Annotated in this window: 17 protein-coding genes and 1 tRNA gene; 4 read left to right on the top strand and 14 right to left on the bottom strand. The window is 61.5% G+C overall.

The features are described from left to right. Positions 1 to 168 precede the first annotated feature (168 nt). Entirely contained in the window at positions 169 to 360 is a 192-nt protein-coding gene (locus CR917_RS20480) for an antitoxin VbhA family protein (RefSeq protein WP_104572872.1), read from the top strand. 254 nt (positions 361 to 614) lie between these two features. Here CR917_RS20480 and CR917_RS20485 read toward each other — a convergent pair whose 3' ends face one another. From CR917_RS20485 to rpsU, 8 genes are all read right to left on the bottom strand, one after another. Beyond that, a complete protein-coding gene (locus CR917_RS20485; RefSeq protein WP_104572873.1) occupies positions 615 to 1,382 on the bottom strand; it encodes a helix-turn-helix domain-containing protein in 768 nt (255 codons plus the stop codon). Between the two features lie 2 nt (positions 1,383 to 1,384). Then, positions 1,385 to 1,615: a hypothetical protein gene (locus CR917_RS27805; RefSeq protein WP_104572874.1), complete on the bottom strand. Its 231-nt coding sequence runs from the start codon at positions 1,613 to 1,615 to the stop codon at positions 1,385 to 1,387. A gap of 205 nt (positions 1,616 to 1,820) precedes the next feature. After that, positions 1,821 to 2,882 (bottom strand): site-specific integrase, encoded by a 1,062-nt coding sequence (locus tag CR917_RS20495; RefSeq protein WP_104573202.1) that lies wholly within the window; start codon positions 2,880 to 2,882, stop codon positions 1,821 to 1,823. Between the two features lie 126 nt (positions 2,883 to 3,008). Beyond that, positions 3,009 to 3,085, bottom strand: a tRNA-Ile gene (locus tag CR917_RS20500). 13 nt (positions 3,086 to 3,098) lie between these two features. Beyond that, entirely contained in the window at positions 3,099 to 6,839 is a 3,741-nt protein-coding gene (locus tag CR917_RS20505; RefSeq protein WP_104572875.1) for a bifunctional diguanylate cyclase/phosphodiesterase, read from the bottom strand. A gap of 127 nt (positions 6,840 to 6,966) precedes the next feature. Then, positions 6,967 to 8,820 carry an RNA polymerase sigma factor RpoD gene (gene rpoD / locus CR917_RS20510; RefSeq protein ID WP_043863742.1) on the bottom strand — a complete coding sequence of 618 codons (1,854 nt, stop codon included), beginning with the start codon at positions 8,818 to 8,820 and terminating at the stop codon, positions 6,967 to 6,969. Positions 8,821 to 8,887: 67 nt separating this feature from the next. Further along, a complete protein-coding gene (gene dnaG, locus CR917_RS20515) occupies positions 8,888 to 10,867 on the bottom strand; it encodes a DNA primase (protein ID WP_043863743.1) in 1,980 nt (659 codons plus the stop codon). Between the two features lie 320 nt (positions 10,868 to 11,187). Then, positions 11,188 to 11,403: a 30S ribosomal protein S21 gene (gene rpsU / locus CR917_RS20520; protein WP_002551877.1), complete on the bottom strand. Its 216-nt coding sequence runs from the start codon at positions 11,401 to 11,403 to the stop codon at positions 11,188 to 11,190. Between the two features lie 202 nt (positions 11,404 to 11,605). Here rpsU and tsaD point away from each other — a divergent pair, with 202 nt between their 5' ends. After that, positions 11,606 to 12,631: a tRNA (adenosine(37)-N6)-threonylcarbamoyltransferase complex transferase subunit TsaD gene (gene tsaD / locus CR917_RS20525; RefSeq protein WP_054915962.1), complete on the top strand. Its 1,026-nt coding sequence runs from the start codon at positions 11,606 to 11,608 to the stop codon at positions 12,629 to 12,631. 26 nt (positions 12,632 to 12,657) lie between these two features. Here the strand turns inward: tsaD and plsY are convergent, their stop codons facing one another. After that, positions 12,658 to 13,227 (bottom strand): glycerol-3-phosphate 1-O-acyltransferase PlsY, encoded by a 570-nt coding sequence (gene plsY / locus CR917_RS20530; protein WP_043863745.1) that lies wholly within the window; start codon positions 13,225 to 13,227, stop codon positions 12,658 to 12,660. 74 nt (positions 13,228 to 13,301) lie between these two features. Between plsY and folB the strand changes: the two genes are divergently transcribed. Continuing rightward, positions 13,302 to 13,655 carry a dihydroneopterin aldolase gene (gene folB, locus CR917_RS20535; RefSeq protein WP_043863746.1) on the top strand — a complete coding sequence of 118 codons (354 nt, stop codon included), beginning with the start codon at positions 13,302 to 13,304 and terminating at the stop codon, positions 13,653 to 13,655. Next, positions 13,646 to 14,155, top strand: a complete 510-nt coding sequence (gene folK / locus CR917_RS20540; protein ID WP_043863747.1) for a 2-amino-4-hydroxy-6-hydroxymethyldihydropteridine diphosphokinase — start codon at positions 13,646 to 13,648, stop codon at positions 14,153 to 14,155. Before folB ends, folK begins: the two co-directional genes overlap by 10 nt. A 48-nt stretch (positions 14,156 to 14,203) precedes the next feature. Here folK and CR917_RS20545 read toward each other — a convergent pair whose 3' ends face one another. The 5 genes from CR917_RS20545 to glpE all read right to left on the bottom strand — a co-directional run bounded on the left by CR917_RS20545 (position 14,204) and on the right by glpE (position 20,985). After that, positions 14,204 to 15,433, bottom strand: coding sequence for a multifunctional CCA addition/repair protein (locus CR917_RS20545; protein ID WP_054915961.1), 1,230 nt, complete (start codon positions 15,431 to 15,433; stop codon positions 14,204 to 14,206). Positions 15,434 to 15,497: 64 nt separating this feature from the next. Further along, complete coding sequence (locus CR917_RS20550) at positions 15,498 to 17,060, bottom strand: SpoVR family protein (RefSeq protein WP_043863749.1); 1,563 nt, start codon at positions 17,058 to 17,060, stop codon at positions 15,498 to 15,500. Continuing rightward, positions 17,057 to 18,328, bottom strand: coding sequence for a YeaH/YhbH family protein (locus tag CR917_RS20555; protein WP_043863750.1), 1,272 nt, complete (start codon positions 18,326 to 18,328; stop codon positions 17,057 to 17,059). The genes CR917_RS20550 and CR917_RS20555 overlap by 4 nt, the downstream gene beginning before the upstream one ends. A gap of 123 nt (positions 18,329 to 18,451) precedes the next feature. After that, the gene (locus tag CR917_RS20560; RefSeq protein WP_043863751.1) at positions 18,452 to 20,374 is read right to left on the bottom strand and encodes a PrkA family serine protein kinase; all 1,923 of its coding nucleotides are present in this window, start codon (positions 20,372 to 20,374) and stop codon (positions 18,452 to 18,454) included. A gap of 281 nt (positions 20,375 to 20,655) precedes the next feature. Beyond that, positions 20,656 to 20,985, bottom strand: coding sequence for a thiosulfate sulfurtransferase GlpE (glpE, locus tag CR917_RS20565; RefSeq protein WP_043863752.1), 330 nt, complete (start codon positions 20,983 to 20,985; stop codon positions 20,656 to 20,658). Between the last annotated feature and the right edge of the window lie 11 nt (positions 20,986 to 20,996).

Consider the following 20,996-nt stretch of genomic DNA (forward strand, 5'->3'; position numbering starts at 1 on the left):
GCCCCCGCATGTAGGATTGGAGGTGCGCAGCGTCAAGGGTTCGCTTCGCCGTCATCCTCGCCCGGTCCCGTTTCACGGGCTGCGGCCTCCGGTGACGCCCTTGACCCTCGTTTATCTGTTCAGCGCTGAAATTGTCTTGCTTTAGTCACCGACACGAGGGGAAAGCCCGTGAATACTTCGGAGAGCATCATCACCACGAGTGCTGAGCGGGAGCGGCGTCGGAAGGCTGTCGAGTATGCTTGCGCGTCAATCGGGCTCGAGGGCTTTGTAATGAGCGTTGAAGAAAAGCGACGCGCTCAAGCTTTTGTGGACGGGAAGCTCACCTTGACCGAATTTGTTTCAGCCAGCATCCACGAATAGCTGGAAGCTGGGTCAAGGGCATCACCGCAAGCCGCAGCGGAGCGCAGCCCGGAGGGCGAGCACCGAACGGGTGAGGATGATGGGCGTAGCCGTACCCTTGATGCAGCTGTAAGCGACCAAGCCTAGCGACAGGGGGAGGAACAAGGCGAAGCCGCCGGACCTGCCCCTGCCGCCCGTCCGGCAAGGATAGGACGCGGGATGCAACCGAAGGGGTTGCCCAAGCGAAGCGCGGAGTGTTCGGAACCATGATGTTCTCATTGGTTAGGACGGTTTCGCTGCAGCTTGGCGAGGAACTTGTTTCCAATCTCACGATTGATTTCGAGCACTTGCGCGTTCTGGCGTTCTTGGGCAGGCATCGCGGATTTTCGTTTTCTTTCCCTGGCGATTTCGAGTCCCAGGTTTGCTCTGAACTGCCCCGCCCGGTACTTCATCGCGACTCCTGAAAGCCAATACTCGGGAGCTTTCCTGATGAGGCCGTTGGCCATAGCTCCTGCCAGTTCATCGAGGAGCATTTGCGCATCATCAAGCGAAATGCCCTGGAGTATCCGATCAACCGAGCTTTTCGAGTGCATAGACAACCCACCGGGATAGGCCAACTGCGAGACGTTTCCTAGCGCTTCCCGTAGTGGTGTCTTTGATTTTGTTTTCTTTGGTAGTTCTTGGTCCGTCACCTTATCGACAGTGGGTGGTGACCCTATGCTGCCACTCCCCCCTGCCACATTGATGTCATGGGGGGGTGACACAGCTGTGTCGTTCTCTATCATGTTGACTGTGTAGAAATTGCTCGTTTGTGAGCCGTCGCTCCTGAAGCGCGGAGTGGAAATGACGTATCCGGCACTGCACAATTTTTTAAGAATTCTCTGAATGGTGCGCGTGGATACCCCGCATTTATTGGCCAGGTGCTTTACACTTGCAAAGCAAGGCTCGTTCGGGTTTTCGCACTTTGCGATGTATACCAATATCAGCTTTTCCTGCGCAGGCAGATTCTGGTTGTACACCCAGTCAATCGTGCTGTAGCTCATAGTTAAGCTCGCAAAGCAGGTGCGTCGAGAGATAGTGCTTGGTTGACTTGTAGCGTGCGGAAGTACACTCGACGTCCCACGCGGACTACGGCAGGCTTCAGCTTTCGTGAAAGCTCTGAATCGCTGTACATGGCGACTCTGAAGCCATCTGGTGATCTGTCCAATAGGCTTGCAACCTGTGCCATGCTCATCAAAGGGCCGAATCGGTCTAGAAGGTACTCTTCAGCAGTCATGGACTTTCTCCTTGCTTACGTTGAATTACGTATCTTTGTAAGTTCGGAGTGAAGCTATCAATTAAGTTTGGTGACAGTAAAGACTGTGGATTGTCGTTGAGTTGTCACCAAACCTCGTTATAAGACCTGCTGGAAAACAGTTTTGAAAACACGTTGACAACAACGTGGCAACAGAAAGAAAACAATAGGAAAACAAAAAAGGCGGTTATTTAGTTCCTAGTCTATCGAGCTTGTGAACTAAATCTTCAGCCCGCAGATGAGTGTAACGCTTGAGCATCTGCATCGATTTATGCCCGCTGATTGCCGAGACTTCTTGATCTGAAAGGCCGCCCTCAACCAGTCTACTCACGGCTTCGTGACGCAGATCGTGAAAACGGAAGTCCGGCACGCCAGCCTTTTTCTTGATGGCGGCCCAGATCTTGGTGAACGCATAGGGGCGACGCTTTCCATCACGCCCAGGCTCACCGAAAAAAACCAGATCGCAGTCAATTGGCCGCACGGGATTCGCCAAGGCGACGCGGAAAACCTCGGTAGCGAGCTTCGTCAACGGAACCGTGCGAGCACTATCATTTTTTGTATCCGACAGCCGGACGATCCGTTTATGGACGTCCACCTGTGATCGCCGCAGACCTGCGATCTCCGATGCACGCATACCTGTCGCCAAGGCTATCTGGACGATCCAGCCCAGCATTGGATTGCTGTGCTTGCCCACAGCGACCATGAGACGCTTTTCTTCATCAGCCATCAGGCGTCTGTTACGACCTTCACCGGGGCTCGGTTTTCGAATGTTGAGCACGGGGTTAAAGGTGAGGCCAAGTCCCCACTCCTGAATTGCGACTGTGAACAGGTGGCTGAGTAGGGCAAGCTCCAGCCGCACAGTGTTATTGCTCGTGGGTTGGCCGCGGTTCGTCAGCGATCCCAGGCGTGTATCGCGATAGTTGGCGATCACCTCGGATGACAGAGCTGCGAGCGAATATTTTCCCAGGTGCTGGATCAGCTGCTGAGCCTTGGTTGCCTCAGCCTTCTGCGTGGTGGGCTTTTTGGTGGGGCTGACTTCGCGCAGATATCGCTGCAGTGCGTTTTCGAGTGTCAGTCGCTCGGAACCGCTGCGCTGGATATACACACCCCGCACCATTTCATCTTCGGTACGTCGTGACCAATCCTCGGCGTCGCGTTTGGTGCGGAAGGTTTTAGCGTTAGTAGGCCATCCGGTCTTGCGGATGACGGCCTTCCAGGTGCCGGCAGGGGTTTTGACGATTGTGGCCATCTGAAGGACTCCAAAGGCGTGCAAGCGAAGCCGCACTGTACCTAATTTGTACCTTCGGACCATAGGACTGATCCGGCTGCCACAAACCCAAAAAGCCGAAAGCCGCGTAATACGCGGCTTCAAGGTTGGTGGGCCCACACGGACTCGAACCGTGGACCAAAGGATTATGAGTCCTCTGCTCTAACCAACTGAGCTATAGGCCCCAGTGGTCGCGGATTATAGCGAGGGTTTCGAGGCTGTGCTATCCGAAAGATCCGAAACTGCCCGGCGTAGAAAGGTCGCGGCGAATTCAGGCGCCGCCAGCGGCAGGCTGACGATGTAGCCCTGGATCTGTTCGCAACCCTCGGCCGCCAGAAATTGCTGCTGCGCCTGGTTCTCCACGCCCTCGGCGATGATGGTCAACTGCATGCTGCGCCCCAGCGCAATGATCGCCCGCGCAATTGCCGCATCGTGCGGGTCATCCGGCAGGCCGCGGATGAACGACTGGTCGATCTTGAGGATGTCCAGAGGCAGGCGTTTGAGGTAACTGAGCGAGGAGTAGCCGGTGCCGAAGTCGTCGATGGCCAGTTGTACACCGATGCGCTTGAGCTGGTGCAGGATGGCCAGCGCCTCCTCGGCCTGGCTCATGATGAAGTTCTCGGTGATCTCCAGCTGCAGGTCACCCGCCTTGAGCTGGTGAGTGCGCAGCAATTGCTCGATGCGCTGTACCAGCAACGGCTGACGCAACTGCGCGCCCGCCAGGTTGACCGACAGCGGCCCGAACGCAAGGTAGCTGTGCTTCCACGCTTGCATCTGCCGGCACGCCTGCTCCAGCACCCAGTCGCCCAGCTGCAGAATCATGCCGTTTTCTTCAGCCAGCGAGATGAAGTGCTCCGGCGGTACGTCGCCGAAGGTCGGGTGGCGCCAGCGAATCAGTGCCTCGGCGCCCACCAGGCTCTGGGTCTTGAGGCTGAACTTGGGCTGGTAGCTCAGGCTCAGTTCCTTGCGCTCGATGGCGCGGCGCAGTTCGTGCTCCAGCGCGATGCGCTCGGCGGCCTGGGCGGTCAGGTCGCGGGTGTAGCTCTCGACCCGGTTGCGCCCCTTGGCCTTGGAGCGGTACATGGCCGCATCGGCGTTGCGGATCAACGAGGCCACGTCGGTGCCGTCCTGGGGGTACAGGCTGGTGCCGATACTGGCACTGGTGAAGAACTCGTGTTCGCCGGCCTGGAACGGTGCGCCAAAGCAGGCCAGTAGCTTGTTGGCGATATGCTCGGCATCGCTTGGCTGGTGCAGGCCGGGCAGCAGGATGATGAATTCGTCCCCGCCCAGGCGTGCCACGGTGTCGTTGTCGCGCACCTGTTCTTTCAGGCGCTGCGCGATTGCCTTGAGCAGCAGGTCGCCGACCGGGTGGCCGAGGCTGTCGTTGATGTGCTTGAAGCGGTCCAGGTCGAGGAACAGTACCGCGCCCTGGCGACCCGAAGGCTGTGGGCTGCTGAGTGCGGCCTGCAGCCGGCTTTCAAACAGGGTGCGGTTGGGCAGGCCGGTGAGGGGGTCATGGTGGGCCTGGTAGTCGAGCTCGGCCTGGGCATGCTTGAGGCTGGAGATGTCGGCGAACACGGCGACGAAGTGGGTGATCTCACGCTCGTGATTACGCACGGCGCTGATGGTCAGCCACGCAGGGTAGAGCTCGCCGCTCTTGCGCCGGTTCTGGATTTCGCCCTGCCAGTGACCCTCGGCGGTCAGCTGGTGCCACAGGGCGGCGTAGAAGGCGCTGTCGTGCTGGCCCGAGGCGAGCAGGCGCGGGGTCTGGCCCAGCGCTTCGAACTCGCTGTAGCCGGTGATTTCGCTGAACGCGCGGTTGACCGCACTGATGTGCTGGTCGATGTCGGTGATCAGTACGCCTTCGGCCGTGTTTTCGAACACAGTGGCCGCCAGTTGCAGTTTTTCCTGCATCAGATGGCGTTCGGTGATGTCGCGGGCGATGGTCAGCATGCAGTCCACGCCGGCAATCGGCAGCGGCCGCGCCGAGACTTCGCACAGGCGGATCTGCCCGTCGGCGCGGCGGATGTGGCAGCTGAAGTCGCGTACGAAGCCGTTTCGGTTCAGCAGCTCGAGCAGTTGCCGGCGCTCGTTGAGGTCTACCCAGATGCCCAGCTCCAGGGTGCTGTGGTCCAGTACCTGGCTATCGAAGCCGGTGATGCGGCAGAACCCGTCGTTGACCTCGATCAGCAGCCCGTCGCTCTGGCGCGACAGCAGCAGGCCGTCAGGCGAGGCGTGGAAGGCCTTGGCGAACTTTTCTTCGGAGGTCTGCAGTTGCTCCTGGGTCTGTTTGAGCTGGCTGATGTCGCGCACCGCCACCACCAGCGCCGGGGTGCTGTCCAGGTCGAAGATCTCCGCCGAGGTGAGCCCGGTGAACAGCTGGCCGTTGCTGCGCCGAAAAGGCATTTCGAGGTTGCGGATGTTGCCGCCCTGCAGGCGCTGCAGCGGGGCTGGCCCCTGGTCTTCGATGCCCCACAGGTTGAGCTCGGCGGCGGTGCGGCCGATCACCTGGTCCTGGCTCAGGCCGATCTGGTCCTCGAAGGCTTCGTTGACCTCCAGCAGGCAGCCATCGCTGACCCGGGCGATCAGCAGGATGTCGGGGCATTGCTGGAACACCGAGGCGAATTTCTGCTCCGACAGACGCAGGGCCTGCTCGGTGTTCTTGGTTTCGCTGATGTCGATCATCAGCCCGCGTATCACCGGGGTGTGCCCATGCTCGATCAGGCTGACGATGTCGCGTACCCACAGCACCCTGCCATCGGCGCGGATCACCCGGTAGTCCAGGCTGTGGTCGCGGCCGGCGGCGGTTTCGCTGTCGCAGTAGGCCTGGGCCCAGAGGGCGTCGTCCGGGTGCAGGATGTCGCGCCAGAAGCCGGGCTTGAGCCATTGGCTGATCGGGTAGCCGAGCAGGTCTTCGGCGTGGGGCGAGACATAGCTGTAGGTGAAGTTGTTGGCATCGGCTTCCCAGGCAATCGCCGAGAGGCTCTCGACCAGGCCGCGGTAGTGGTACTCGCTGCTGCGCAGCTCCTGTTCCAGGGCTATGCGCCGGGAAATTTCCGAGCTTAGCCGACGGTTGACGCGCATCACCGCCGCCAGTATCGCCACCAGCAGCAGGATGCCGGGCAGGCCGTAGAGCAGCAGGTCGCGCCAGCGGTTGCTGTTTTCCAGCACTTTGCCGACCCAGCGCTCCTGGATATGACTGAGCTCGGCCGGGCTCATGTCGGCAATCACCTTGTCGAGGATGCCGATCAGCATCTTCTGTTGGCGCGGGGCCGCCATGGCCAGCTGGTAGCGGTAAGGGGTTTCGCCGCTGACGTAGAGCCCTTCGAGCTTTAGCTGGCGCAGGCTCCAGACGCTGGAGGCGAGGTCGCCGACCACGGCATCGACTTCGTCGGTGGCCAGGGCCTGAAGCGCTGAACTGACATTGGGCAGCGCCACCAGGTTGAGGTCGGGGTGGTGGGTACGCAGCAGTTCGTGTGGGGCGTAGTTCTCCACCACGGCGACTTTCAGGCCGTACAGCTCCTTGAGGTCACGTGGCCTGGGCCCGCCTTCGTGGGCCAGGATCACGATGGGGAAGTCGAGGTAAGGGCGGGTGAAGGCCAGGTAGCCCTGGCGTTCGGGGGTGGACATGATGCCGGGCAGCAGGTCCAGCTGGCCCTGCCGGGCCTGTTCGAGCACGGCCGACCAACTGCTCGGCTCGATTGGCGTGAACACAACACCCAGGCGCTCCTGGATCAACGCAATGTAGTCGGCGGCCAATCCCTGGTACTTGCCGTCCTGGTCACGGTATTCGAAGGGTGGCCAGGATGCGTCGACGCCCAGGCGCAGCTGCGGATGCGCACTGAGCCAGGCTTTCTCTTCGTCGTTCAGGGTCAAGGCGCCGGCCGCTGCACTCCACATCAGCAGGAGGGGCAGCACGAGGGCCGGCAGTCTGGGCATAGCGGCCTCGTCACTCAAGTGGATAGATTCGAGTGTAGACGGGGGTTTGGCCGAAGGGCGAAGAACGCAGGGGTTAAAACGTCAGGGCCTGAAAAAGAAAAACCCCGGCATTTGCCGGGGTTCGTCATTACTCGTCGAGGAAGGAGCGCAGATGCTCGCTTCGCGTCGGGTGGCGCAGCTTGCGCAACGCCTTGGCTTCGATCTGACGGATCCGCTCGCGGGTCACGTCAAACTGCTTGCCTACCTCTTCGAGGGTGTGGTCGGTGTTCATGTCGATACCGAAACGCATGCGCAGCACCTTGGCTTCACGTGCGGTCAGGCCGGAGAGCACGTCCCGGGTCGCTTCCTTCAGGCTTTCGACCGTGGCCACATCGATTGGCGACTGCATGGTCGAGTCCTCGATGAAGTCACCCAGGTGCGAATCTTCGTCGTCACCGATCGGGGTTTCCATGGAGATCGGCTCTTTGGCGATCTTCAGTACCTTGCGGATCTTGTCCTCAGGCATCTCCATGCGCTCACCCAGCTCTTCCGGGGTCGGTTCACGACCCATTTCCTGCAGCATCTGCCGGGAAATGCGGTTGAGCTTGTTGATCGTCTCGATCATGTGCACCGGAATACGGATGGTGCGGGCCTGGTCGGCGATCGAGCGAGTGATCGCCTGACGGATCCACCAGGTGGCATAGGTCGAGAACTTGTAGCCACGACGGTATTCGAACTTGTCCACCGCTTTCATCAAGCCGATGTTGCCTTCCTGGATCAGGTCGAGGAATTGCAGGCCACGGTTGGTGTACTTCTTGGCGATGGAGATCACCAGACGCAAGTTGGCTTCGACCATCTCTTTCTTCGCGCGGCGGGCCTTGGCCTCACCGATCGACATGCGACGGTTGATGTCCTTGATCTCGGCGATCGTCAGGCCGGTCTCTTCCTGCAGGTCGATCAGCTTTTGCTGGCAACGCACGATATCGGCGTCCAGGCGGCCCAGTGCTTCGGCCCACTTGGCGCTGCGCTTGGACAGATCGCCGCTCCAGGTGGTGTCCACTTCGTTGCTCGGGAACAGACGCAGGAAGTCGGCACGTGGCATGCGGGCATCACGCACACACAGTTGCATGATGGCGCGTTCCTGGGCGCGCAGGCGCTCCAGGGCGCTGCGCACGCGCTCCACCAGTACTTCGAACTGCTTGGGTACCAGCTTGATCGGCATGAACAGCTCGGCCAGTTGCAGCAGCTCGGCAATACCTTGCTTGCTGTGGCGACCGTGCTTTTTCAGGACCTTGGCGGTTGCTTCCAGCTGGTCGGCGACAGCGCCGAAACGCTGCTGGGCGACGACCGGATCGGGGCCGCTTTCGACCTCGTCCTCTTCATCGCTGGCGCCTTCCTTCTCTTCTTCCTCGTCGTCGTCCGCATCGGCCTTGGCCGGGGCTTTTGGATCGACAGGCGGCGGTACTTCGGCCGGCGGCGCGATGCCGTCATCCGGGTCGATGTAGCCACTGAGCACGTCGGACAGACGGCCACCTTCGGTGGTGACGCGGTCGTATTCGCCGAGGATGTAGTCGACGGTGCCCGGGAAGTGCGCAATGGCGCCCATCACTTCACGGATACCTTCTTCGATACGCTTGGCGATTTCGATTTCGCCTTCGCGGGTCAGAAGCTCGACGGTACCCATTTCACGCATGTACATGCGCACCGGGTCTGTCGTGCGACCGATATCGGTCTCCACGGCCGCCAACGCTGCGGCAGCTTCTTCGGCGGCGGCTTCGTCGGTATCGGCCTCGGCCAACAAAAGGGCATCCGCATCCGGAGCACTCTCGAATACGTTGATCCCCATGTCGTTGATCATGCGGATGATGTCTTCCACCTGCTCCGGATCTGAAATATCCTCTGGCAGGTGGTCGTTGACCTCCGCGTAAGTCAGGTAGCCCTGCTCACGACCGCGGGTGATCAACTCTTTGATGCGAGACTGCTGTTGCGCTTTTCCGGACATAACACCCTATCCACTGAAGGTCTTGGCGGGCAAAAAACAAGCCGAGGATTATACCCGAGCTAGGACCTCACGCGCCAGTTGAGGTCGGGGTTTGTGCGGGAACATTCCGGCTTAACAGGTCACGCAGCTGATTTTTCTCGTCTGCGCTCAACTCACTTTGACGTGCTTTCCTGAGCAGATGTTCCAGGCTGCGCTCGCGTTGGCGAGCGGACAAGCTAGTTATGGTGTCGAAAAACTGTTGTTCAAGGTTGTCGGCATCGATCAGCCATTCCTTTTCTGCCAATGCGCGCAACAATCGGCCCTGTTCGGTGCCGTGCCAACGCGCGATCAGCTGTAAGGAGCGTAGCTCAGGATTCTTTTGCAAGGCTTCGAGCAACGCCACCAGCAGCTGGGCATACACATGCTCTTCAGCGGCGAAATGGCTGGCATCCTCGACCTTCTTGGCCAGTTGCGGATGGTGCATGAGGGTGCGCAGGGCGCTCAAGGTCGGCGGTTCCACCGACGTCGGCACCCGCGGCGGTGGCTGGAAGTCGCGTTTGCCGTTCTTGTCCCACGGCTTGCCCTTCTTGTCCCAGGGCTTGCCTTCCCACTTCTTCTTCTGCCCGCCCTGGCTTGGTGTCCATTGTTGCTGCTGCGGCTGGAAATGCTCGGGCTGGTGGAAGTCGCTGTAATCCGGGCTGTAGTCGGGAATCGCATCGTAGTCGATGCCCGGGTCGTACGCCGGTGGCGCCTCGCTGGGGGCGCTGTGGGCCAGTTGTTCGACCTGGTGCAGGTCCAGGCCGGTTATTTCGCGCAGGCGGTTGCGCATCAGGGCCTTGAGGTTGGCACCGGGCACTTTGTCGATCAACGGCGCGGCCAGGGTCACCATGTGCGCCTTGCCTTCGAGCGACCGCGGGTCGGCTTCTTCGGTCAGTTGCTGGAAGAAGTAATCGGCCAGCGGCTGAGCATGCTGGTTGATGCGCGCACGGAAGGCGTCGGTGCCCTCGGCACGCACCAGGGTGTCCGGGTCTTCGCCTTCGGGCAGGAACAGAAAGCGCGCCTTGCGCCCGTCCTGCAGGCTCGACAGCGTGGCTTCCAGGGCACGCCAGGCGGCATTGCGGCCGGCCTGGTCGCCGTCGAAGCAGAACAGCACGCTGGGCACCACGCGGAACAGGCGCTTGAGGTGGTCTTCGCTGGTGGCGGTGCCAAGGGTGGCCACGGCATTGCGCAAACCTTGCTGGGCCAGGGCGATGACGTCCATGTAGCCCTCGACCACGATGATCTCGTCGAGGTTGCGGTTGAACTTGCGTGCCTCGTACAGCCCGTAGAGCTCCTGGCCCTTGTGGAACACAGGGGTTTCGGGGGAGTTCAGGTACTTGGGCTTGTCGTCGCCCAGCACCCGCCCACCGAAGGCGATGACCCGGCCACGGCTGTCGCGGATGGGAAACATCACGCGGTCGCGGAAGCGGTCATAGCGCTTGCCGGTCTCGGCATTCTCGATCAGCAGGCCGGCGTCGACCATGGCCTTTTGCTGCAGGGCGTCGCTGCTCAGGTGCTTGAACAGGTTGTCCCAGCCCGGCGGCGCGAAGCCCAGGCCGAAGTCGCGAGCGATTTCGCCGGACAGGCCGCGGCCCTTGAGGTATTCGACGGCCGAGCGGCGTGTCGGGTGGTTCTTCAGGGCCTGGCGATAGAACTCGGCAGCGGCCTCGAGCAGCGGGTACAGCGGCGAATCGGTGGGCTGGCGGGGCTTTTGCCCGCGGCTGCTCTCTTCGCGCGGCACTTCCATGCCGGCGGCCTTGGCCAGCTCTTCGACAGCCTGGGGGAAGTCCAGGTTGTCGTGGTCCATGATGAAGCCCAAGGCGTTGCCGCCGGCGCCGCAACCGAAGCAGTAGTAGAACTGCTTGTCGGGGCTGACGCTGAAGGAGGGGGTCTTCTCCTTGTGGAACGGGCAGCAGGCCGTGTGGTTCTTGCCGGACTTTTTCAGGTTTACACGCGAACTCACCACGTCGACGATGTCGGTGCGGTTGAGGAGGTCGTCAATAAAACTCTGGGGAATCAGCCCGGCCATGGCACTCTCGTCATCAGGCGACAATCAAGTGTAATCGCTAATGCTGCGGGAACAGCGACGCATTCGACGCAAGCTCGAATGACGTGACACAAAAAAGGAAAGGGGTGTGCTCGTCTGCAGCCGGTGAAGGCTCGTCAGGGGTGACGTGCACTGCTGGCGGTTAGGCCAGGTCTGACGTGTGAGGCAGGCTTGCCCTTGCTGCATAGCAGTTTGGGCATCTCAGGCGCTCGACCCGAAGGTCCAGGCCAGAGGAAACAGCATCAACTGCCGACAGCCCGGCTTGCACCGGGCATGGCAGAAGCTGGCGACGAACGTCTGTATCAGTACAGACGAACGGCGCGGCGCTGTTCGCGCTGAACTTTCTTGGCGTGGCGTTTGACAGCGGCTGCTGCCTTGCGCTTACGCTCGGAAGTTGGCTTCTCGTAAAATTCGCGGCTACGAACTTCAGCCAGTACACCGGCTTTTTCGCAGGAGCGCTTGAAACGACGCAGAGCTACGTCGAAGGGTTCGTTCTCTTTAACTTTGACGGCTGGCATCCAGAGCTACCTTCATTCATTACCGGGGGTCAACGAACTCGTGGCAAATATGTGCACTGGAGAACGTCGGTTTTTAAGGGTTGCGGATGTTAACCCTTAGCTGGCCTGAATGCAAAGCCTCTGATCGAAAACCGCTGGTCGGCACCGGGAGCGAGGACTATCATGCGCGCCTTCGAATTCAGCCCCAACAAGGCGCAAACCCATGCTAGTACTGGGATTGGAAACATCCTGCGACGAAACTGGTGTCGCATTATACGACAGCGAACGCGGCCTGCTGGCCGATGCACTGTTCAGTCAGATCGACCTGCACCGCGCGTATGGCGGGGTTGTGCCGGAGCTGGCCTCGCGTGATCACGTCAAGCGCATGCTGCCGTTGATCCGCCAGGTGCTGGCCGAGGCCGACTGCGTGGCCACCGAGATCGACGCCATCGCCTACACGGCAGGCCCTGGCCTGGTCGGGGCGCTGCTGGTGGGTGCTTCGTGCGCCCAGGCGCTGGCCTTTGCCTGGGGCATCCCGGCCCTGGGCGTGCACCACATGGAGGGCCACCTGCTGGCACCGATGCTCGAGGCGCAACCGCCGGAGTTTCCGTTCGTCGCCTTGCTGGTGTCGGGCGGCCATACGCAGTTGGTACGTGTGGATGGCATCGGCCAGTACGAACTGCTTGGCGAGTCCCTCGACGATGCGGCCGGCGAAGCGTTTGACAAGACGGCCAAGATGATGGGCCTGAACTATCCCGGTGGCCCGGAGATCGCGCGCCTGGCGCTGCAGGGCGTGCCGGGTCGGTTCGTGTTCCCGCGGCCGATGACCGATCGTCCGGGCCTGGATTTCAGCTTCAGCGGCCTGAAGACCTTTGCCCTGAACACCTGGCAGCAGTGTCAGCGTACCGGGGACGACACCGAGCAGACCCGTTGCGACATCGCGCTGGCGTTCCAGCAGGCGGTGGTGGAGACTTTGACCATCAAATGCAAGCGCGCCCTCAAGCAGGCCGGGCTCAAGCGCCTGGTGATCGCAGGTGGGGTGAGTGCCAACAAGGCCCTGCGTGCCTCGCTGGAGGAGATGCTGGCCGGGCTCAAGGGCAATGTGTACTACGCGCGCCCCGAGTTCTGCACCGACAACGGCGCGATGATCGCCTATGCCGGGTGCCAGCGTCTGGCGGCCGGGCAGCGGGAAACCCTGGCGATCAGCGTGCAGGCACGCTGGCCGATGGAGCAGTTGCAGGGGCTGTGAGCATGAGCGCCGCTCATGTGAACGCCTCAGAAATGCCGTTCGCGCCCGGCAAAAAGGTCGCGTAGATTGCCGCGATGGCGCCATACGATGAGCACGGTCAGCACGCTCATCGGCAGCAGCGCCTCGGGCTCGCGCCAGGCCAGCAGGGGCAGGGCCAGGGGCGTTGCGATCAAGGCGGCCAGCGAGCTGGTGCGGGTCAGGTAGAAGGTCAGCAGCCATGCGCTGATGGCCAGCAGGGCGGCCGGGGGGTAGAGCCCCAGCAGCACGCCGGCGGCAGTGGCCACGCCCTTGCCGCCGCGAAAGCGGAAGTACAGCGGAAACAGGTGGCCGACCACCGCGCACAGGCCTATCCAGGCCTGCTGCTGCTCGTTGAGGCCGACCAGGCTGGCGATCAGCACGGGCAACAGGCCCTTGCACAGGTCGCCAAGCAGGGTCAGGATCGCCAGCTTGCGGCCTGCCAGACGCAGCATGTTGGTGGCGCCGGCATTGCCTGAGCCGCAGGCACGCGGGTCGGGGCTGCCGCTCAGGCGGCTGAGAACGATGGCGAAGGACAGCGAGCCGAGCAGGTAGGCGAGCGACGCCAGTAACCAAAACATGCTAACTATTCCGGGCGAGGACGCCCTGATTCTAGCGGCGCAAGGCGCCCTTGTCGTGCTGTGGAGAGAAGTGCTTGGACAGAGTGTTCATCGAAGGGCTGGAAGTCGACACCGTGATCGGCGCCTATGACTGGGAACGCGGTATTCGCCAGTGCCTGCGCCTGGACCTGCGGTTCGCCTGGGACAATCGCCCGGCGGCGGCCGGCGACGACCTGAGCCTGGCCCTGGACTATGCCAGCGTCACGGCACGTATCCAGGCATTTGCCGAACAGGCCAGCTATGAGCTGGTCGAGACGTTCGCCGAACGCCTGGCCAAGGTGCTGATGGACGAGTTCCAGATTCCCTGGCTGCAACTGAAGCTGACCAAGCCTGGCGCCATCGCGGCGGCAAGCGGGGTGGGCGTGGAGATCGAGCGCGGATGTCTCTGACCCCGGTATACCTAGGCCTTGGCAGCAACATCGAGCGCGAGCGGCACCTCGGCGCCGGGCTCGATGCGCTGGCTGCGATGCTCAGGGACATGCGCTGCTCGACGGTGTTCGAAAGCCAGGCGGTGGGCATCAAGAGCGGGCCGTTTTTCAATCTGGTGGTCACCGGCCTGACCGACCTGCCATTGCTTGAACTGGACCGTCGCCTGAAGTTCATCGAGGCCGACAACGGCCGTTATGCTCCGGATCGCAAGGGGCTGCCGCTGGATATCGACGTGCTGATGTATGGTGACCTGCACGGCAGTTTCGACGGCCTGGTGTTGCCAAGGGCCGAAATTCTCAAGAATGCGTTCGTCTTGTGGCCATTGTCGTTGATCGCGCCGGAACTGGTGCACCCTGGAGCAGGCAAGAGCATGGCCCAGTTGTGGCAGCAGGCGCAGATCGACCAGGTACTCGAACCGGTGCCATTCACCTGGAATGGCAAGGCGCTGCCGCTGGACTGACGGTCAGGGGCGGCAATCAGGAATCGCCGCCCTTGCCGGCCTAACGATTCAGGGTTTGGCGCTTTCCTTGTAGGCCTTGAGCGCATTCAGCCGCTCGCGCTTGATCGCCTCGCCCAGGCCCTGGCCGGTGAAGCCCTTCTCTACCAGTGGCTGCACCGCCACTGCCCGCGCGGCGTCTGCTGCGCCACGCAGGTAGGCGGCCTGTGGATAATCACGCTCCTCCAACCCCAGTCGCCCGCGCGCGTCCATCTCGCACGCGGCGATGAACTCTTCAAAGCGTTGCGGGCGCCGGTACACGTCGAAGCGCTGCAGCAACTCCAGCAAGGTCGATGCCTTCAGCTCCAGGGCCCGGTGGCCATGGGTATGGTACTCGCCCACCAGCAAGGCCAGTTCCTGGCAGTCGCGCGGTACCTTGAAGCGCTGGTTGACCGCCTTGATCGCCTTCAGCCCGCGGTGCTCATGGGCGATATGCCGCGGCCACTCCTCTTCGGGGGTCAGGCCTTTGCCCAGGTCATGCAGCAGGCAGGCCCAGCGTACCGTCAGCGGCTGGTTGTGACGGGCCGCCTGCTCCAGCACCGACAGGGTATGCACGCCGGTGTCGATTTCAGGATGATGCGCCGCAGGTTGCGGAACGCCGAACAGCACGTCGAGTTCGGGCATCAACTGCTTCAGCGCCCCGCAATCACGCAGCACCTGAATGAACACCTGGGGTTGCTCTTCCATCAGGGCGCGGGCGATTTCCTTCCAGCTGCGCTCGGCGGTAAGGGCCTGCAGTTCACCCGACTCGCTCAGCTCGCGCATCAGTGCGAGGGTTTCGGGGGCTACCTGGAAACCCAGCCCGGCATAGCGCGCAGCGAAACGCGCTACGCGCAGCACACGCAGGGGATCTTCGGCGAACGCGGGGGAAACGTGGCGTAAAATCCGGTCTTGGAGATCCTGCTGGCCCTTGTACGGGTCGGTGATCCGGCCCTGTTCGTCCTCGGCCATTGCATTGATGGTCAGGTCGCGCCGCACCAGGTCTTCTTCCAGTGTGACCTCGGGGCTGGCATGGAAGGTGAAGCCGCCATAGCCGCGCCCGCTTTTGCGCTCCGTACGCGCCAGTGCATATTCTTCACCGCTGTGAGGGTGAAGGAAGACGGGGAAGTCGGCCCCCACCGGACGGTAGCCCTGGGCCTGCATCTGCTCGACCGTCGCACCCACCACCACCCAGTCGATATCGGTGACCGGCCTGCCCAGCAGGCGGTCGCGCACGGCACCACCGACTTTATAGATCTGCATGAAAAAACCTCCGTTGAGGCCACAGGATACCCTGTCTGGCCACAACGGAGGTTGGCGCGGGCGGCTACAGGTGGACGACAGCCAGGTCCAGCCGTCCGTAGTCACCTTCGCCGTGTTCGCCCTTTGGGGGGACGTGGTGGGTCTTCATCACCTGGTCGCCTTGCAGGGTCTCCAGATGGATGTCGAAGCCCCACAGGCGGTGCAGGTGCTTGAGCACCTCGTCGGTGGAGTCGCCCAGCGGTTTGCGGTCATGTTGCTGGTGACGCAGCGTCAGCGAGCGGTCGCCACGCCGGTCTATGCTCCAGATCTGCACGTTGGGTTCGCGGTTGCCCAGGTTGTATTGCGCGGCCAGGATCTCGCGGATGGTGCGGTAGCCTGCTTCGTCGTGGATGGCCGGTACCAGCAGGTCGTCCTTCTGGTCGTCGTCCAGGATGCTGAACAGCTTGAGGTCGCGAATCACCGTGGGCGACAGGTACTGCAGGATGAAGCTCTCGTCCTTGAAGCTGCTCATGGCGAACTTGATGGTCGACAGCCAGTCGCTGCCGGCAATCTCGGGGAACCAGCGGCGGTCTTCCTCAGTGGGGTGCTCGCACATGCGCCGGATGTCGCGGTACATGGCAAAACCCAGGGCATAGGGGTTGATGCCGCTGTAATAGGGGCTGTCGAAGCCTGGCTGGAACACCACGCTGGTGTGCGACTGCAGAAACTCCATCATGAAGCCCTCGGTCACGAGGCCCTCGTCGTACAGGTCGTTCATCAGGGTGTAGTGCCAGAAGGTCGCCCAGCCTTCGTTCATCACCTGGGTCTGGCGTTGCGGGTAGAAGTACTGTGCGATCTTGCGCACGATGCGCACGATCTCGCGTTGCCAGGGTTCGAGCAGCGGGGCGTGCTTCTCGATGAAGTACAGGATGTTTTCCTGCGGTTCGGCCGGGAAGCGCGCGTTGTCTTTCTCGTTGTACTTGTCGGTGCCTTTGGGAATGGTGCGCCACAGGTCGTTGATCTGCTTTTGCAGGTGTTCTTCGCGGTCCTTCTGGCGGCGACGCTCTTCTTCGGCGGAGATCGGGTAGGGCCGCTTGTAGCGGTCGACGCCGTAGTTCATCAGGGCATGGCAGGAGTCCAGCAGGTCTTCCACCGCGTCGATGCCGTGGCGCTCCTCGCACTGGGTGATGTACTGCTTGGCGAACACCAGGTAGTCGATGATCGAGCTGGCGTCGGTCCAGGTGCGGAACAGGTAGTTGCCCTTGAAGAAGCTGTTGTGCCCGTAGCACGCGTGCGCCACCACCAACGCCTGCATGCAGATGGTGTTCTCCTCCATCAGGTAGGCGATGCAGGGGTCGGAGTTGATCACGATTTCGTAGGCCAGGCCCATCTGGCCGCGACTGTACGATTTTTCTGTGCTCAGGAAATGCTTGCCGTAGGACCAGTGGTGATAGCCCAGCGGCATGCCGACCGACGCATAGGCGTCCATCATCTGCTCGGCGGTAATCACCTCGATCTGGTTGGGGTAGGTGTCCAGGGCGTAGCGCTCGGCCAGGCGACTGATTTCGCGGTCGTATGCCTGGATCAGCTCGAACGTCCACTCGGACCCGGTGGAAAGGGGTTGGCGCTTCTGCTCTCTGGCGGTCATGTGGCTAACCTGCGCTGGAAGAGTTCACGGAAGACCGGGTAGATATCGCCGGCCGACACCAGCTGCTGCTGGGCGAAGGTATCGGCGAAGGCTTCGCCGATGCGTTCGTATTCGAACCACAAGGCCTGGTGCTCGCGAGGGGTGATCTCGACGTAAGTGTAGTACTGCACGAACGGCATGATCTGCTTGGTGAGGATCTCGCGGCAGATGGGCGAGTCGTCGTTCCAGTTGTCACCGTCCGAAGCCTGGGCCGCGTAGATGTTCCATTCGCTGGCCTGATAGCGCTCGGCCATGATTTCCTGCATCAGTTTCAGGGCGCTGGAGACGATGGTGCCGCCCGTCTCGCGGGAATAGAAGAACTCTTCCTCATCCACTTCGCGCGCGCTGGTGTGATGGCGGATGAACACCACCTCGATCTTGTCGTAGTTTCGCTTCAGGAACAGGTACAGCAGGATGAAGAAGCGCTTGGCGATGTCCTTCGTGGCCTGGGTCATGGAGCCGGACACGTCCATCAGACAGAACATCACGGCCTTGGAACTGGGGTTGGGCTGCTTGACCAGCAGGTTGTACTTGAGGTCGAAGGTGTCGAGAAAGGGTACGCGGTGGATACGTGCACTCAGACGTTCTATTTCCCCTTCGATTTCCTGGATATCGCCGAAGTTGTCCGGCTCTTCGCGCTTCAGACGTGCAAGTTCTTCCTGGGCGGCGCGCAGTTTGGCGCGGCTGCTGCCCGACAGCGCAATGCGCCGCGCATGGGCTGAGCGCAGGGTGCGGATGATATTGATGCGCGAGGGGTTGCCTTCATTGCTGATGCCCGCGCGCACGGTCTTGAAGGTGTCGGTGCCGGTCAGGTGACGCTTGACCAGGTTGGGCAGCTCGAGGTCTTCGAACATGAACTCGAGGAATTCTTCCTGGGTGATCTGGAAGACGAACTCGTCCATGCCTTCGCCGGAATTGCCGGCCTTGCCCTTGCCGCCACCTCCACCGCCGCCCTGCGGGCGCGCGATATGCTCGCCGGCGGTGAACTCCTTGTTGCCCGGGTGTACGACGGTCTGCTTGCCGCCGCGTCCATGGTGCAGTACCGGTTCGTCGATATCCCGGCCAGGAATGCTGATCTGTTCGCCATGCTCCATGTCGGTGATGGAGCGACGGCTCACGGCCTCTTCGACGGCCTTCTTGATGTGGTCACGGTAACGCCGCAGAAAGCGCTGGCGGTTGACCGTGCTCTTGTTCTTGCCGTTCAGGCGTCGGTCGATCACATAGCTCATAGGCCCCTCCGGGAGTAGGCAGTAGCTGCAAGCTTCAAGCTTCTAGCTTCAAGATGGGCAGCGCTGTCGCTGCAGGCCCGGCGCGTACTCCGGGCTTGCCGCTGACAGCCTGACGCTTGCCGCTTATTGCGATTTCCTGACCCGCAGGTACCATTCCGAGAGCAGCCGGACCTGTTTGTCCGTGTAGCCGCGTTCGACCATTCGCGTAACGAAGTCGTTGTGCTTCTGCTGGTCCTCCTTGCTCGCCTTGGCGTTGAAGCTGATGACCGGCAGCAGGTCTTCGGTATTGGAGAACATTTTCTTCTCGATCACCACCCGCAGTTTTTCGTAGCTCAGCCAGGTCGGGTTCTTGCCGTTGTTGTTGGCCCGCGCGCGCAGCACGAAGTTGACGATCTCGTTGCGGAAATCCTTCGGATTGCTGATGCCAGCCGGTTTCTCGATCTTCTCCAGCTCCTCGTTGAGGGCGATGCGGTTGAGGATCTCGCCGGTTTCGGGGTCGCGGTACTCCTGGTCCTGAATCCAGAAGTCGGCGTACAGCACATAACGGTCGAAGATGTTCTGCCCGTATTCGCTGTAGGACTCCAGGTAGGCGGTCTGGATTTCCTTGCCGATGAACTCGATGTAGCGCGGTGCCAGGTATTCCTTGAGGTAGCGCAGGTAGCGCTCGCGCACCTCGGCCGGGAACTGTTCCTGTTCGATCTGCTGCTCCAGCACGTACAGCAGGTGCACCGGGTTGGCCGCGATTTCATGGGGGTCGAAGTTGAACACCTTGGACAGGATCTTGAAGGCGAAGCGGGTCGACAGACCGTTCATGCCTTCGTCGACACCGGCCGAGTCGCGGTACTCCTGGATCGACTTGGCCTTCGGATCGGTGTCCTTGAGGTTCTCGCCGTCATACACGCGCATCTTGGAGTAGATGTTCGAGTTCTCCGGCTCCTTGAGGCGCGACAGCACCGTGAACTGGGCCAGCATCTTCAGGGTGTCGGGTGCGCAGTGGGCCTTGGCCAGGGAGCTGTTGAACAGCAGCTTGTCGTAGATCTTGATCTCGTCGCTCACGCGCAGGCAGTACGGCACCTTGACGATGTAGATCCGGTCGATGAACGCCTCGTTGTTCTTGTTGTTGCGAAAGCTGTGCCATTCCGATTCGTTGGAGTGGGCCAGCAGAATCCCGGAGTAGGGGATGGCGCCGAGGCCCTCGGTGCTGTTGTAGTTGCCCTCCTGGGTGGCGGTGAGCAGCGGGTGCAGGACCTTGATTGGTGCCTTGAACATCTCGACGAATTCCATCAGGCCCTGGTTGGCCCGGCACAGTGCGCCCGAATAGCTGTAGGCGTCGGCGTCGTTCTGCGGGAATTCCTCGAGCTTGCGGATATCGACCTTGCCCACCAGCGCCGAGATGTCCTGGTTGTTCTCGTCGCCCGGCTCGGTCTTGGCCACGGCGATCTGGTTGAGGATCGAGGGGTAGAGCTTGACCACCTTGAACTGGCTGATGTCGCCGCCGAACTCGGCCAGGCGCTTGGTCGCCCAGGGCGACATGATGGTGTTCAGGTAGCGGCGCGGGATGCCGAAGTCCTCTTCGAGGATGGCGCCGTCCTCGGTGGCGTTGAACAGCCCCAGCGGGGACTCGAACACCGGCGAGCCCTTGATGGCGTAGAAGGGCACCTTTTCCATCAGTTGCTTGAGTTTTTCAGCCAGGGACGACTTGCCGCCACCCACCGGGCCGAGCAGGTAGAGGATCTGTTTCTTTTCCTCCAGGCCCTGTGCGGCATGGCGGAAGTAGGAAACGATCTGGTCGATGCATTCTTCCATGCCATGGAAGTCTTCGAAGGCGGGGTAGCGCCGGATCACCTTGTTGGAGAAGATCCGCGACAGCCGCGAATTGTTCGACGTGTCGACCAGTTCCGGCTCACCAATAGCCATCAACAGGCGTTCGGCCGCCGACGCATAGGCACTACGGTCCTGCTTGCAGAGCTCAAGATACTCCTGCAGCGAGAGCTCTTCCTGACGGGTGGACTCGAAACGTTGTTGGAAGTGGCTAAAAATACTCATGACGTCACCTCGCTCGATACGTGGAGCCGACGTCGGATCGATCAGTTGATGCTGGAATGCAGGCGGCACTGCCGCCTGCTGTATACCCCCCAGAACACCCTTGGAACCTTACCGATGACCCGCACGCCGGTGTACCGGCTCTCCCCTTTTTGGATGGCCTGGGCTTAAGGATAGTTGGTAATCGGCGAGGTCAAGGGCGGTTGGGCGATTAGTTCGCCACGACCGTTCGTCTGGTCTGGCGCGAGCCCGCGCAGGGCGCGGGCTGCAGGCCAACAAAAAAATTATTCGGCAGAGCCCTGGGCGGTTTCTGCCGGGAAGGTGGCGCGCCACAGCTCGAAGCCGCCGTCGAGGCTGTAGACGTCGGAAAAACCCTGGCTGACCAGATACGCGGCCGCGCTCTGGCTGGAGTTGCCGTGGTAGCAGACCACCACGGTGGGGGCGTCGAGGTCGGCCCCGCGGATGAAATCGGCGACCGACTGGTTGTCCAGGTGGCGGGCGCCGGTGATGTGGCCGTTGGCAAAGGTGGGCTGGTCGCGGATATCGACCACCACGGCGCCTTGCGCACGCAGCGCCTGAGCCTGCTCTGGAGGGATACGTTTGAATTCGCTCATGGGCGGGTCCT

It is taken from the genome of Pseudomonas sp. BRM28, assembly GCF_002939405.1.
GTDB classification, from domain to species: Bacteria; Pseudomonadota; Gammaproteobacteria; order Pseudomonadales; family Pseudomonadaceae; genus Aquipseudomonas; species Aquipseudomonas palmensis.